This window comes from Xanthomonas hortorum (assembly GCF_040279205.1).
Taxonomy (GTDB): Bacteria; Pseudomonadota; Gammaproteobacteria; order Xanthomonadales; family Xanthomonadaceae; genus Xanthomonas; species Xanthomonas hortorum_F.
The window spans coordinates 45,069-58,169 of sequence record NZ_JBEOLS010000029.1; the positions used below are offsets into that span (position 1 = coordinate 45,069).

The following is a 13,101-nucleotide window of genomic DNA, read 5'->3' on the forward strand; positions in this document are numbered from 1 at the left end:
CTGCCAAAGATGCGGATTTTTGGTGGATGATGAAATCAACAGCGCCCCGCATAAATCGTGATCGCGACGGTTGCGTTACAGGGCGATTGCTGACAACGTTGTCTACCCGTTACCGTTCGTCGGCTAACGGGACATGACACCGGCCCGCTGCCATTTATCAGGAGAACGCGTGAGCGCAAGCAGCCCAATGGACGCGGTGTCTTTTCCGCGCACCGAAACCTTCGTTGCCGCAGATGTGGGCGGGACGCATGTGCGCCTGGCGCTGGTGTGCGAAAGCATCGATCCACGCAAACCGGTCACTGTGCTGGACTACCGCAAGTACCGCTGCGCCGATTACCCGGGACTGGCCGAGATCATGTCGGCATTCTTCGCGGAGCTTGGCTGTGCGCCGGTGAAGCGCGGTGTCATCGCCAGCGCCGGTTACGCGCTGGAAGACGGCAGCGTGATCACCGCCAATCTGCCGTGGGTGCTGGCACCGGGACAGATCCGCAGCCAGCTCGGCATGCAGGCCTTGCATCTGGTCAACGATTTCGAAGCGGTCGCCTATGCGGCCAATTACATGGTCGGCAATCAGGTCCTGCAGTTGTCTGGCCCGCCGCAGGGCGCAACAGGTCCGGCGCTGATCCTTGGCCCCGGCACCGGGTTGGGCGCAGCGTTGTGGATTCCCAACGGTACCAACGCGGTGGTGTTGCCGACCGAAGCCGGCCACGCCGCACTCGCGGCAGCCAGCGATCTGGAAGTGGCGTTACTGCAGCAACTGCGCCGCACGCGCACGCACGTGGCCACCGAACATCTGCTTTCCGGCCCGGGCTTGTTGAATCTCTATACCGCGCTGGCTGCACTGCGCAGCGAGCCGGCCGTGCACGCCAGCCCGTCCGACGTCACCGCCGCCGCATTGGCCGGTAACGACACGTTGGCACGCGATGCCTTGCAGGCGTTCTGCGGTTTCATGGGGAGCGTGGTCGGCGACATGATCCTGTTGTACGGCGTGCGCAGCGGTGTGTATCTGGCTGGCGGCTTCCTGCCGCAGATCGCTGCCTTCATTGCCGAAAGCGACTTCGTCGCGCGCCTGCTCGACAAGGGCGCCTTGCGTCCAGCGCTGGAGCAGGTGCCGGTCAGCATCGTCGAACATGGCCAGCTCGGTGTGATCGGCGCCGCCAGCTGGTTTTTGCAGCACGGGCGCTGATTCGATCGAATTCCGCATTCCCGTAGGAGCGCCCTTGGGCGCGATGGGCATTGTCGATAACGCTTCATCGCGCCCAAGGGCGCTCCTACGATGTAGGGCGGGCATCAGATGACCCGCAGCATCGCCCTATAGATCCCCAAACCGCGACTGCAGCGCCGCAATTGCCGCCAGCCCTGCGGTTTCGGTGCGCAGAATGCGTGGACCCAATTGCAACCCGCTGAAACCGGCCTCGCCGAGGATTGCGCGGTCGCGCGGCGACCAGCCGCCTTCCGGCCCGATCGCCACGATCACAGCCTGTTGCGCGACGACCGGCAGCGTGGCCAGGCGATGCTCGCCGTGCGGGTCCAGCGTCAGCCGTAGCGCATGCGGGTCGCTGGCCTGCGCCGCGTCCTGCAGGCCCAGTGGCGCAGCGACCGTGGGCACGCGTGCACGCCCGGATTGTTCGCAGGCCGAGATCACCACGCTGCGCCAATGCGCCACGCGTTTTTCCATCCGCGCCGGATCCAGCTTGACCTCGGTGCGCTCGGCGTTGACCGGCACGATCGCCGCAACCCCCAGCTCGGTCGCCTTCTGCAGGATCAGGTCCATCTTCTCGCCGCGCGCGATGCCCTGGATCAGCGTGATCGACAGCGGCGATTCGTTGCACAGCGGCTGCGCACGTTCCACCAGTGCGCGCGCCTCGCGCTTGCCGGCCAGCGTGATACGCGCGTGGTAGTCGCTGCCGTCGCCGTTGAACAGGATGCAGGCATCGCCCTCGCGCAGTCGCAGCACACGCAGCAGGTGATTGGCCGACTCTTCGGGCAGCGTCACCTCCTGGTCGCAATGCAGCGGCAGTGCGACATGCGAGCGGGTCAGGCGCATGCAACCGCCTCCTCGATGGCATGGCGGGTGGTGGCAGCCAGCAGCGCAAGTTGCGCTTCGTCCACGCAATACGGCGGCATCCAGTACAGCACATCGCCGAGCGGGCGCAGCACCACTCCCTTGGCGAGGGCGGCGCGATAGGCCTTCAGGCCCACCCGCGCCGCCGCCGGAAACGGCGTGCGTTTGTCGCCGCCCTGGGTGAGTTCGAACGCCACGATCATGCCGGCCTGGCGCACGTCCGCCACGGCGGGGTGTTCGCCGATCTGCGCGGCCAGTGCGCGCATGCGCGCGGCCGTGTGCTGGTTGCGCGCAATCACATCGTCGTCTGCAAAAATCTGCAAGGTGGCCAGTGCCGCCGCACAGGCCAGCGGATTGCCGGTGTAACTATGCGAATGCAGAAACGCACGTTCGCGCGAATCATCGAGAAACGCGTCGTACAACTGCTGCGTGGCCAGCACCGCCGACAACGGCAGAAAGCCACCGGTCAATCCCTTGGACAGACACAGCAGGTCAGGCATGACACCGGCCTGCTCGCAGGCGAACAAGGTGCCGGTGCGGCCGAAGCCGGTGGCGATCTCGTCGGCGATCAAGAACGCGCCATGCGCATCGCACAATTCGCGCGCACGCCGTAAGTAAGCCGGGTGATACATGCGCATGCCGCCTGCGCATTGCACGCGCGGCTCCAGGATCAGTGCGCAGATTTCGCCTGGCGATTGTTCGAACACCGCCTGCAACGCATCGGCTGCCTGCAGCGCATAGTCTTCTGCGCTCTGCCCGGGCTCGGCCAGATACGCATCCGGCGAAGGCGCAAAGATCGATTCCAGCAGCAGCGGCGCATACACGCGCCTGTACAGCGGAATGTCGCCGACCGACAGCGCGCCGATGGTCTCGCCGTGATAGCCGTTTTCCAGCGCCACGAAGCGGGTGCGGCGATGCTCGCCGCGGTTGTGGAAATAATGGAAGGCCATCTTCAACGCCACTTCCACGCCGGCCGATCCGTTGTCGGCATAGAAAACTTTAGATAGCGGCGCGCGGCCCGCCTGACGTGGTGCAATCGCCAACAGGCGCTCGGCCAGTTGCACTGCCGGCGCATGCGTGAAGCCGGCCAGCATCACCTGCTCCAGCTCGCCGGCCTGGCGCGCGATGGCCGCGCCGATGCGCGGTTCGGTGTGGCCGAACAGGTTGGTCCACCAACTGCTGACCGCGTCCAGATAGTGGCGGCCGTCGTAGCCGACCAGCCACGCCCCGTCGCCACGCGCGATCGGCACCAGTGGAAGTGTGTGCGGGTGCTCGCGCATCTGCGTGCAGGGGTGCCACAGCACCTCAAGATCGCGTTGCCGCCAATGTTCGGCAGTTTGAGAGGCTGCCGGGTCTGCTAGGATTTCGGGCTCATGAACATGTCGATGCATACGCCTATTCTATCGGTCGCCCCCGCCCCCTGCGTGTCACGCATGAGCCCGCGTCTGCCGACCATCCACAAGATCACCGATCTCGGTGACGGGCCGTTCCGTCGCCAGCAACTGGATCTGGAATTTTCCAACGGCGAGCGCCGCTTGTACGAGCGCCAACTCAGCCAGGGCCACGGCGCGGTGGTGGTGGTGCCGATGCTGGATGCGCAGACCGTGCTGCTGGTGCGCGAGTACGCCGCCGGCGTGCATCGCTACGAGCTGGGTCTGGTCAAGGGCCGCATCGATGCCGGCGAGACGCCGGAGCAGGCGGCCGACCGCGAACTCAAGGAAGAAGCCGGTTACGGCGCGCGCCAGGTGCAGGTGCTGCGCGCGATGACGCTCGCTCCTACTTATATGAGTCACCAATCCTGGTTGGTGCTGGCGCGCGATCTCTACCCCGAACGGCTGGTTGGCGACGAGCCCGAAGAGATGGAAGTGATTCCCTGGCCGATTGCCCGTCTGGCCGACTTGATGCTGCGCGACGATTTCTCCGAAGGCCGTTCGCTGGCTGCCCTGTTCATTGCGCGCGAGTGGCTGGAGCGCAATCCATGATCCGCATTCCGATGGAACTGCGCGAAACCGTGATCGCCATCGCCCGCGAGGCGGGTGATGCGATCATGCAGGTGTACGCGCAGGACTTCGCGGTGCAGATCAAGGACGACGCCAGCCCGCTGACCCAGGCCGACCTGGCCGCCAATCGCGTCATCGTCGATGCGCTGCGCCGGGTCACTCCGGACGTGCCGGTGCTGTCGGAAGAATCCGCGCACATCGCCTGGGAAGAACGCCAGTATTGGACCAGTTACTGGTTGGTCGACCCGCTCGACGGCACCCGCGAGTTCGTCAAGCGCAACGGTGAGTTCAGCGTCAACATCGCGTTGATCCACATGGGCGCGCCAGTGCTCGGCGTGGTGCAGGCGCCGGTCGATGGCCGGGTCTGGTACGCGGCGCGTGGCGAGAACGCCTACCGCCGCGATGGCCATCGCGACGAAATGCTACAGACGCGCACGCCCGCCGCCACGCCATTGCGGGTGGCCGCCAGCCGCTCGCATCGCGACGCGCGCACCGCGGCCGCACTGGAGCGCATGGGCGAGATCGATGTGGTGGCGCAGGGCTCGTCGTTGAAGTTCTGCCGCATCGCCGAAGGCGATCTCGACGTCTATCCACGCTTCGGTCCCACCTCCGAATGGGACACCGCTGCCGGCCAGTGTGTGCTGCATGCCGCCGGCGGCGTGTTGCTGGCGGGGGGCTCCGGCAAACCGTTCCGCTACAACCGCCGCGATACCTTGCTCAACGGCGATTTCATCGCGCTGGGCGATCCGAATCTGCCGTGGCGCAGTTGGCTGGTATGAGCGTCGCTATGCCTCAGACCCCGCCGACCGGCGACATCCAGCGCCTGCTGCAGTTGATGGCGCGTCTGCGCGATCGCGAGCACGGCTGTCCCTGGGATGTGGAGCAGACCTTCGCCAGCATTGCGCCGTACACGATCGAAGAAGCCTACGAAGTCGCCGATGCCATCGATCGCAACGACCTGCCGGGTCTGCGCGACGAATTGGGCGACCTGCTGCTGCAGGTGGTCTTCCATGCACAGATGGCAGCAGAGCAGGGCGCATTCGACTTTGCCGACGTGGTCGCCACACTCAGCGACAAGCTGGTGCGCCGCCACCCGCATGTCTTCGCCGATCAACAGGTCGACGGCGCGCAGGCCGTGAGCGCCAACTGGGAGCAGATCAAGCGCGAAGAACGGCGTGCAGCCGGCCATCAGGACGACTCCGCACTTGCCGGCATCGCACGCGGCCTGCCGGAGTGGCAGCGCTCCACCAAGCTGCAGTCGCGCGCGGCGCGGGTCGGCTTCGATTGGCCCGGCCCGGCACCGGTGCTGGAAAAACTGCAGGAAGAAATCGAAGAGTTGCGCGTGGAGTTCGCACGCGGCCCGGTCGCCGACAACCAGGCACGGCTGGAAGACGAGCTTGGCGATGTGTTGTTTGTCTGCGCCAACCTGGCGCGGCACGCCAAGGTCGATGTGGGCGCCGCACTGCGCCATGCCAATCTCAAATTCGAGCGCCGCTTTCGCGCCATGGAAGCGCTGGCGCAGACCGCAGACACCAACCTGACAGCACTGTCATTGGACCAACAGGAAGCGCTGTGGCAACAGGTCAAGCGCGGCGAGCGAGGCGAGGATCCGGCTGCTTTCGACCCGCTGGCCGCCGGCAAACCTGCCACCTATCAGTCAATCGTCGGCGAGCAAGGTCTCGATGTCTCCGACCCGCATCAGGCAGACCGCGACCAGCAGGATTTGAACAAGCAAGATTTCGACAAGCCAGACCGCGCATGAATTCCGCACCGACCACGCTGCTGCTGTTCGCAGCCACCGCGGTCGCCGAACTGGTCGGTTGCTACCTTCCTTATCTATGGCTGCGCAAAGACGGCAGCATCTGGTTGTTGCTGCCGACCGCGTTGAGCCTCGCCATCTTCGTATGGTTGTTGAGCCTGCATCCCGAGGCCAGCGGGCGTGTGTATGCGGCCTATGGTGGCGTCTACATCGCCAGCGCCTTGCTGTGGTTGTGGTGGGTGGACCGGGTGACGCCGACGCGTTGGGATCTGTTGGGTGCCGCCTGTTGCCTGCTTGGCATGGCCATCATCATGTTTTCGCCGCGCAGCGTCTGATCGCGCGCATGGCGAGGTCGTGCGGCTGATGCAGCGCCACGCTGGCGACGGCGCCGAGCATCGCAACGTGCGGATGCAGGGACTCGATGGCAGCCCGCAGGAGTGGTTACGCAAATGCTGCGGCGCGGCGAACACGCCGTTCCCGCAAGCGCGGCCGGGCGGCGATAATGGTCCTCTTTTCCTTGGACCGGCGCGCATGACCCAGAAGACCATCCTCAACGATACCCATCGCGCGCTCGGCGCCAAGATGGTCGACTTCGGCGGTTGGGACATGCCGATCCATTACGGCTCGCAGTTGGACGAACACCACCAGGTGCGTCGCGATGCCGGTATGTTCGACGTCAGCCACATGACCGTGGTCGATCTGCACGGCGCGCGTGTGCGCGAATTTCTGCGCTACCTCCTGGCCAACTCGGTGGACAAGCTCAAGGTCTCCGGCAAGGCGCTGTACACCTGCATGCTCAATCCGCAGGGCGGGGTGATCGACGACCTGATCGTTTACTTCATGAGCGAAGAGTTCTTCCGCCTGGTGGTCAACGCCGCTACCCGCGAAAAGGATCTGCAGTGGATTGGTGAGCAGGCCGCGCGCTTCGATGTGCGCGTGGAAGAGCGCAGCAACTTTGCGATGATCGCGGTGCAAGGTCCCAACGCACGCGCCAAGGTCATCGAGCTGGTGGATCCTGCCGACAGCGCTGCAGCCAGCAAGCTCGGCCGTTTCGCTGCACTGCAGACACATTCGCGCGATGGCATCGCACTGTTCCTCGCACGCACCGGCTACACCGGCGAAGACGGTTTCGAAATCGTGTTGCCGCAGGATGCGGCGGTCGCGTTCTGGAACGCGCTGCTCGCGCAAGGCGTCAAGCCGGCCGGTCTGGGCGCGCGCGATACCTTGCGTCTGGAGGCAGGCATGAATCTCTACGGGCAGGACATGGACGACGCGGTCACGCCTTATGAGGCTGCGTTGGCGTGGACGATCACCCTGGACGAAGGCCGCGACTTCATCGGTCGCGCCGTGCTCGAAGCGCAAAAGGCGCAGGGCGCGCCGCGTCAACTCATCGGTGTGGTGATGGATGAGAAGGGCGTGTTGCGGCATGGCCAGAGCGTGTTCACCGCCAGCGGCGAAGGCGAGATCCTGTCCGGCACCTTCTCGCCCACGCTCGGCAAGGCGATCGCGTTCGCGCGCGTGCCGGCCGGCAGCATCGACGACCTGCGCGTGGACATCCGCGGCAAGCAGGTGCCGTTGCGCGCGGTGAAGTTTCCGTTCGTGCGCGATGGCCAGGCACAGCCCGGCGTGCTCGGGCAATGAGTCAAACGCTGCCGGGCGTGCAGACGGCCGGCAGCGCGCAACATCGGTAGCAACCAAGCAGTCCTGCACGCGCGTGCACCTGTCTTGTCGCGCGGTCTAAACTAGCCACCTGTCCCTAACCCCAGTTTCCCCGGAGCACACATGAGCGAGATCCCTGGCGACCTCAAGTTCCTCAAATCCCACGAGTGGGCCCGCGTCGAAAACAGCGGCCGTGTGACCGTCGGTATCTCCGACCACGCGCAGGGCTTGCTGGGTGACCTGGTCTACGTCGAACTGCCGGGCGTCGGCGACACCGTGCAGGCCGGCAACGGCGCGGCAGTGGTGGAGTCGGTCAAGGCCGCCTCCGACGTCTACAGCCCGGTCAGCGGTACCGTCGTCGAGGTCAATAGCGCACTCAGCGACAAGCCGGAAACCATCAACGAAGACGCTTACGGTGATGGCTGGATCTTCGTGGTCGAACTCGACGACAAGGAAGAGCTCAACGACCTGCTGTCGCCGGACGACTATGCCGAGCTGCTGGAAGAAGACGCGCACTGATCGCGCCTGGCACATCGCAACCTCGGATGGCCGCTCCTGGAGCGGCCATTTTTTTTGCACGCCACGCTGGCGCCGGCGCGCCGGTATCGATTGCAGTGGCCAGCGAACTGTCGCGTTGCCGATTCCTCGAACGATGCCTGCATGCCAGGTGCCGGTCTCCATCGCCACGCTCGGCGGCCGAGCGAAAAACACCGCACGCGCCAGGCACGCATCACCACCACCGCGTCGAAGGATGTCCGCATGCAGGCGCGTCGGATTTCTGGCGTGAGCCAATCGTGAGGACGCGGCGTGTGCGTGGTGAAAAAAACTGGCGCTCGCATGCGTCGATGGTCGATCGTTGGACGCGATGCAAGGCATGCATGCATGCGTCGAGTCGTCCATGCAGACGCATGCAAGGCGATCGAAGAGCGCAATAAGTTTGCGCATTTGTGCTGATGCGACGCCCCAAGCGCAGTCATTGGATAAAAAATTTTCAGCTGGCGGACAGGCGACGCAATACATCACTGCCTTGCACCTTGCGACGCGCCCGTCATGCCGATCCAGTCGCTGCATTCTTGACCGCTTCAAAAAAACAGCACAAAAGAAGTGGTTTTCTGAAAACCCTATTGCACGAATGCGCGCGTCGCTCGCACGCGCATGCCAGTGCAAGGCCTGTCTGGATCACCTCGACGCGCCGCATTGCGATGGCTGGCTGAAAAAAAATTGCAAAAGAGTGTTGACAGTAAAAAAAAGCGTGATTAGGTTTCGCCCAGCAGACGTTGCTGCGAAAGAGAGTGAGCAGAATCGACATCAAGCCGACACGCTTGTTCCAGATGTCCACCGAAGCGCTATCCACGGTGGAGTCGGGTCCGCTTCTCTCCAAGAAAGCAGCAGTCGTTCCGATCACGCACCCGTGTCGCCGTTCGATGCGGGTGTTTCTGTATCCGTCCCGTCGCGCATCACCTGCGGATGGTTCCCGACGACGGCATGCCGTCGCGGGGTTTGGTTCAACTGGGCGTTTCACCTCCATAGTTCACTGACGAGGAGCCAATTACATGGCCACTAAAAAAGCTGCAAAAAAGAAACCCACCGCCAAGAAGGCAGTGAAGAAGACTGCCGCCAAGAAGGCAGTCAAGAAGGTCGCCAAAAAGGCAACCGCTAAGAAGGCAGTGAAGAAGGCTGCTGCCAAGAAGGCCGTCAAGAAGACTGCCAAGAAGGCAACCGCCAAGAAAGCAGTGAAGAAGACTGCCAAGAAGGCAACCAAGAAGACTGCCGCCAAGAAGGCAGTGAAGAAGACCGCCAAGAAGGCAGTGAAGAAGACTGCCAAGAAGGCGACCAAGAAGACGGCCGCCAAGAAAGCAGTCAAGAAGACCGCCAAGAAAGCAGCAGCTCCGAAGAAGGCGACCAAGAAGTCCGCCACCAAGAAGACTGCCGTAAAGAAGGTCGCCAAGAAGAAGCCGGCCGTTCGCAAGAAGAAGGCCGCTCCGGTCGCGCTGCCCGCAACTCCGGCGCCGCTGATCTGATCTGCAACACCCGATCGCCGTAAACATCGAGCTCTCTCCCCGACGCCCAGCGGGGAGTGAGCTTTTTTATTGGGTCGCTCTCAACAATCGCGAACGCCAAAAACAACAAAGGCGACCGAAGCCGCCTCTGTCTTGAATCGCTGCAAACGCTAACTCAGCGCGGCGATGCCACCGACTTGCCGGACGAGGCACCCTTGCTGGCAGGATCGGGACGCTCGGCCAGCATGTTCTCGCTGCCGAAGTCGCCATCCACATCGATGTCCAGCCAACGCTTGGCCGGCAGGCCGAGTGCGCGATCCAGGATGGTCGGCAGCATGCCCGACGGCAGGCCGCTCTCGCCATTCCACATGATCGCGATGCCAAGGTCGCGCTCGGGCAGCAGCGCGACCAGGCCGCGATAGCCCTGCACCGCGCCGGCATGGAAGATGACTTGATGGCCGGCGTAATCGAACACGCGCCAGCCCAGCGCGTAGCTGGCAGCGTCCACACGCTCGTGGCGCCAACCCGAGCGCATCTCGCCCGGTGTGGAGATCAACGGCGCATGCAGCGTCGCCAGCAGGGGCGCAGGCAGCACGTCGGTGCGGTGACCGGTGTGTGCAAGCAACCACTGCGCCATGTCGCTGGCGCTGGCGTTGACGCCGGCAGCGGGCGCCAGGCGGTAGTAGGTCGGCTTGGGCGTCAGTGCCACCCAGCCGCCGCGGCTGCGCACATGCGGGCGTGCCGCATGCGGGCTGGCCTGGATGCCGGCCAGGCCCATGCTCGCGTCATTCATGCCCAACGGCTTGAAGATGCGGCGCTCCACCGACTGCTCATAGAAGCTGCCGGAAGCGGCGAACACCACATCGCCGACCAGGCTGAAGGCCACGTTCTGATACGCATAGCAATCGCCCGGCGCGCAGCGCAAGGGTGCAGCGGCGAGCTTGTGGCTGAGCGAGTAGTAGTCGACGTTGGATTCGATATCGCGGTCGTAGGCATTGCGGGTCAGGCCAACGCGGTGGCTAAGCACCTCGGCCACAGTGAGCTGATGCGTGGCGACGTTATCGCTGAGCTGGAAGCCCGGTACGTAATCGACCACCTTGCTGTCCCAACGCAGCACGCCGTCGTTGACCAACAGGCCGGCCATGGTGCTTGCGAACGCCTTGGACAGCGAGGCGAGACGGAACACGGTGTGGCCATCGACCGGCTGCGGATGATTGACGTCGGTGACGCCATAGCCGCGCGCGCTGAGCACCTTGCCGCCCTGCACGATCGCCATCGCAATGCCGGGCACGCGGTTGCCGTAGGTCAACTGATTGGCCATCGATTCGAACGCGGCCACATCGAAGCCGGCCGCCGGTGGCAGCACACTGCTGGCCGGAAGCGAGGCACGATACTGCAGCGGAGCGGTGGGCGACTGTGCGGCGGTGGCCGGCTGCAGCGCAGAGGCAGCTGGCGCGGGCGTCTGCGCGGTGGAAGAGAGGGCCAGGGGCAATAACGCCCCGAGCAGCCCGATGGCCAACGGACGAAACCGTCGGGGCCTGCGCATTTCAGTCATGGTTGTCCCGCCTGTTCCACTGCCTCCGGCGATTCTAGCGCCGCGCTTCGCTATAGCACAAACTGCCAGAAGATGAATGGGCATCATATTGATCCTATTGATGATTTTAGGTTCAGAAATCGGGCGGCGCGGAGCGCTTCGAGTGCGGCTCGGCACCTGTGCAGATGTGGCTGCAAGTGGCGTGCCGTCTGGATGCAGGATCAGTCCGTTGTGTTCTGCACTGCGGCGCTGGTGGTGCTGCGCCGCATCGGCTAACTTGCGCGCTTCCTTCGCGGGTGCCGCCGCTGCCATGTCCACGCTGTCGGGCCCGTTTGTGCAGGCGATTTGTTCACCATGACCAGCCGATTTTCTTCGTCGCAGTCTGCGGCTGGCCGTTTGAGCGGCGCGTTGCGCAGTTCGCCGCCGCTGGCGTGGAGTTTTCTGTATTTCTTCTGCCTGCTTAGCGGGTATTACGTGCTGCGCCCGGTGCGCGAGGCGATGAGCGCCTCGGCGGATGTAGAAGCGATCTTTCCCACCGGCATGATCGCCTTCTTCGCCGCGCATGGCATGCCGCTCAAGGACTTCACCCTGCAGGTGCTGTTTACCTGCACCTTCCTGATCATGGTGTTGCTGCAGCCGGTCTACGGCGCACTGGTCAGCCGTTATCCGCGCCGGGTGTTCCTGCCGGTGGTGTATGGCTTCTTCATCGCGACCCTGTTGCTGTTCTACGTGTTGTTCGATAGCGGCGTGCCCGGGCGCGGCATGGCGTTCTTTTTGTGGGTGACCGTCTTCAACCTGTTTGCGGTGGCGGTGTTCTGGAGCTTCATGGCCGACGTCTTCAGCAATGCCGAAGCGCGCAGTTACTACGGTTACATCGGTGCGGCAGGCACGCTGGGCGCGTTTCTCGGGCCGATCCTCACCCGCACCCTGGTCGAGCGCATCGGCATCGCGCATCTGATGCTGGTGTCGGCCGGGTTTCTGACGGTGTGCGTGGTCTGCGTGCTGCGTCTGCGCTTGTGGGCGGTTGCGCGCGAGCAGGAGCGACAGCTGAGCTCCGGCGAAGTGCCGATGGGCGGCGATGTTCTGGGCGGGCTCAAGCTGATCGTGCGCGAGCCATTGCTGCGCTGGTTGGCCTTCATGGTGTTGTTCGGTGTGGGCGTCGGCACCTTGCTCTACAACGAGCAGGCAGCGCTGGTACGGCGGCTATACACGGACGCAGCGGCAGCCACCGCCTATTACGCGAGCATCGATCTGGCGATCAACGCGCTCACCCTGGTGCTGCAACTGCTGGTGACGCGCGCGCTGTTGTCGCGTTTCGGTATCGCGCCGGCGCTGTTGATTCCGGGTGTGGCGATCACGCTGGGCTATGCCATGCTGACAGCCTCGCCGTTGCCGATGATGATCGCGATCGTGCAGGTGATCACGCGCTCCAGCGAGTTCGCACTGGCCAAGCCGGCGCGCGAGACCTTATACACGCGCGTCGACCGGGAATGGCGTTACAAGGCCGGCGCGGCGATCGACACCGTGATCTACCGCGGTGGCGATCTCACCTTCGTGTGGGTGCACAAGCTGGTGTCGGCATTTGGCTCCAGCGCCGTGTTCGGCGTCGGTCTGCTGGTGGCCTCGGGCATGACACTGGGCGCATTCGGTCTGCTGCGCGAGGCGCGCAAGCTGCCTGCCGAGCGCGATGCGCAGACCGCCAGGCAGGTGTCCGACTAAGAATGGCTGGCAAAACTACTTGCCGCCATCAGGCGGGCGCGACTGTTGCTGGGTACGGCGTGTACCACTGATACAGCTGGTTCTGAGAGCGCCGTGCATATCTGCCTGCTCATTACTCGCGACGTTTTGTCAGCCGCTTCAAGGCAGCGAAATCTCTGTTGCCTTAGAGTAGTTGGACAGTGTTGATAGCTCACCTGCAGAACGGATGATCTCAGGGCTGGAGCGGCTGATCTGTTGATTGGCTGCAGGGCCCTTGCCCGCCCACCATCGCGGGACACGCCGCAAGTACGTCCGTGTAGCAACTGTGTTGATCAGGGCCTCAACCCGCGACCTTTGAGCGGTTTCCTTCAGGCGCGTTCATCGGT

Annotated in this window: 13 protein-coding genes; 10 read left to right on the forward strand and 3 right to left on the reverse strand. The window is 64.0% G+C overall.

Annotation, left to right across the window (positions count from 1 at the left end):
• The first annotated feature begins 187 nt into the window (after positions 1–187).
• Complete coding sequence (locus tag ABS769_RS12770) at positions 188–1,186, forward strand: glucokinase family protein (RefSeq protein WP_317062046.1); 999 nt, start codon at positions 188–190, stop codon at positions 1,184–1,186.
• 126 nt (positions 1,187–1,312) lie between these two features.
• Here the strand turns inward: ABS769_RS12770 and ABS769_RS12775 are convergent, their stop codons facing one another.
• Complete coding sequence (locus ABS769_RS12775) at positions 1,313–2,047, reverse strand: 16S rRNA (uracil(1498)-N(3))-methyltransferase (RefSeq protein ID WP_317062036.1); 735 nt, start codon at positions 2,045–2,047, stop codon at positions 1,313–1,315.
• A complete protein-coding gene (gene bioA, locus ABS769_RS12780) occupies positions 2,038–3,456 on the reverse strand; it encodes an adenosylmethionine--8-amino-7-oxononanoate transaminase (protein ID WP_317062037.1) in 1,419 nt (472 codons plus the stop codon). The genes ABS769_RS12775 and bioA overlap by 10 nt, the downstream gene beginning before the upstream one ends.
• A gap of 42 nt (positions 3,457–3,498) precedes the next feature.
• On the opposite strand from bioA, the gene nudE reads away from it, so the two are divergent.
• From nudE to ABS769_RS12820, 8 genes are all read left to right on the forward strand, one after another.
• Positions 3,499–4,047, forward strand: coding sequence for an ADP compounds hydrolase NudE (gene nudE, locus ABS769_RS12785; protein WP_006451450.1), 549 nt, complete (start codon positions 3,499–3,501; stop codon positions 4,045–4,047).
• Positions 4,044–4,844, forward strand: coding sequence for a 3'(2'),5'-bisphosphate nucleotidase CysQ (gene cysQ, locus ABS769_RS12790; RefSeq protein ID WP_006451451.1), 801 nt, complete (start codon positions 4,044–4,046; stop codon positions 4,842–4,844). Before nudE ends, cysQ begins: the two co-directional genes overlap by 4 nt.
• 8 nt (positions 4,845–4,852) lie before the next feature.
• Positions 4,853–5,827 carry a nucleoside triphosphate pyrophosphohydrolase gene (gene mazG / locus ABS769_RS12795; protein WP_317062038.1) on the forward strand — a complete coding sequence of 325 codons (975 nt, stop codon included), beginning with the start codon at positions 4,853–4,855 and terminating at the stop codon, positions 5,825–5,827.
• On the forward strand, positions 5,824–6,159 hold the full coding sequence (locus ABS769_RS12800) for a YnfA family protein (RefSeq protein ID WP_006451453.1): 336 nt from the start codon (positions 5,824–5,826) through the stop codon (positions 6,157–6,159). Before mazG ends, ABS769_RS12800 begins: the two co-directional genes overlap by 4 nt.
• Positions 6,160–6,355: 196 nt before the next feature.
• The gene (gcvT, locus tag ABS769_RS12805; protein ID WP_350498174.1) at positions 6,356–7,465 is read left to right on the forward strand and encodes a glycine cleavage system aminomethyltransferase GcvT; all 1,110 of its coding nucleotides are present in this window, start codon (positions 6,356–6,358) and stop codon (positions 7,463–7,465) included.
• A 141-nt stretch (positions 7,466–7,606) separates the two neighbouring features.
• The gene (gene gcvH, locus ABS769_RS12810; protein WP_023904736.1) at positions 7,607–8,002 is read left to right on the forward strand and encodes a glycine cleavage system protein GcvH; all 396 of its coding nucleotides are present in this window, start codon (positions 7,607–7,609) and stop codon (positions 8,000–8,002) included.
• 379 nt (positions 8,003–8,381) lie between these two features.
• A complete protein-coding gene (locus ABS769_RS12815) occupies positions 8,382–9,047 on the forward strand; it encodes a hypothetical protein (RefSeq protein WP_317062039.1) in 666 nt (221 codons plus the stop codon).
• Positions 9,037–9,504, forward strand: a complete 468-nt coding sequence (locus ABS769_RS12820) for a hypothetical protein (RefSeq protein WP_023904733.1) — start codon at positions 9,037–9,039, stop codon at positions 9,502–9,504. Before ABS769_RS12815 ends, ABS769_RS12820 begins: the two co-directional genes overlap by 11 nt.
• Positions 9,505–9,658: 154 nt before the next feature.
• Here ABS769_RS12820 and ABS769_RS12825 read toward each other — a convergent pair whose 3' ends face one another.
• Positions 9,659–11,002 carry a serine hydrolase domain-containing protein gene (locus ABS769_RS12825; protein ID WP_317062047.1) on the reverse strand — a complete coding sequence of 448 codons (1,344 nt, stop codon included), beginning with the start codon at positions 11,000–11,002 and terminating at the stop codon, positions 9,659–9,661.
• Between the two features lie 369 nt (positions 11,003–11,371).
• Between ABS769_RS12825 and ABS769_RS12830 the strand changes: the two genes are divergently transcribed.
• Positions 11,372–12,736 (forward strand): NTP/NDP exchange transporter, encoded by a 1,365-nt coding sequence (locus tag ABS769_RS12830; protein ID WP_317062040.1) that lies wholly within the window; start codon positions 11,372–11,374, stop codon positions 12,734–12,736.
• Positions 12,737–13,101: the final 365 nt, after the last annotated feature.

Coding starts and splice junctions, on each gene's coding strand:
- ABS769_RS12820 (WP_023904733.1), top strand. CDS start 9,037: ATGGCCACTAAAAAAGCTGCAAAAAAGAAACCCACCGCCAAGAAGGCA.
- ABS769_RS12770 (WP_317062046.1), top strand. CDS start 188: ATGGACGCGGTGTCTTTTCCGCGCACCGAAACCTTCGTTGCCGCAGAT.
- gcvH (WP_023904736.1), top strand. CDS start 7,607: ATGAGCGAGATCCCTGGCGACCTCAAGTTCCTCAAATCCCACGAGTGG.
- ABS769_RS12830 (WP_317062040.1), top strand. CDS start 11,372: ATGACCAGCCGATTTTCTTCGTCGCAGTCTGCGGCTGGCCGTTTGAGC.
- ABS769_RS12775 (WP_317062036.1), bottom strand. CDS start 2,047: ATGCGCCTGACCCGCTCGCATGTCGCACTGCCGCTGCATTGCGACCAG.
- gcvT (WP_350498174.1), top strand. CDS start 6,356: ATGACCCAGAAGACCATCCTCAACGATACCCATCGCGCGCTCGGCGCC.
- ABS769_RS12815 (WP_317062039.1), top strand. CDS start 8,382: ATGCAGACGCATGCAAGGCGATCGAAGAGCGCAATAAGTTTGCGCATT.
- cysQ (WP_006451451.1), top strand. CDS start 4,044: ATGATCCGCATTCCGATGGAACTGCGCGAAACCGTGATCGCCATCGCC.
- ABS769_RS12800 (WP_006451453.1), top strand. CDS start 5,824: ATGAATTCCGCACCGACCACGCTGCTGCTGTTCGCAGCCACCGCGGTC.
- mazG (WP_317062038.1), top strand. CDS start 4,853: ATGCCTCAGACCCCGCCGACCGGCGACATCCAGCGCCTGCTGCAGTTG.
- nudE (WP_006451450.1), top strand. CDS start 3,499: ATGAGCCCGCGTCTGCCGACCATCCACAAGATCACCGATCTCGGTGAC.
- bioA (WP_317062037.1), bottom strand. CDS start 3,456: ATGCATCGACATGTTCATGAGCCCGAAATCCTAGCAGACCCGGCAGCC.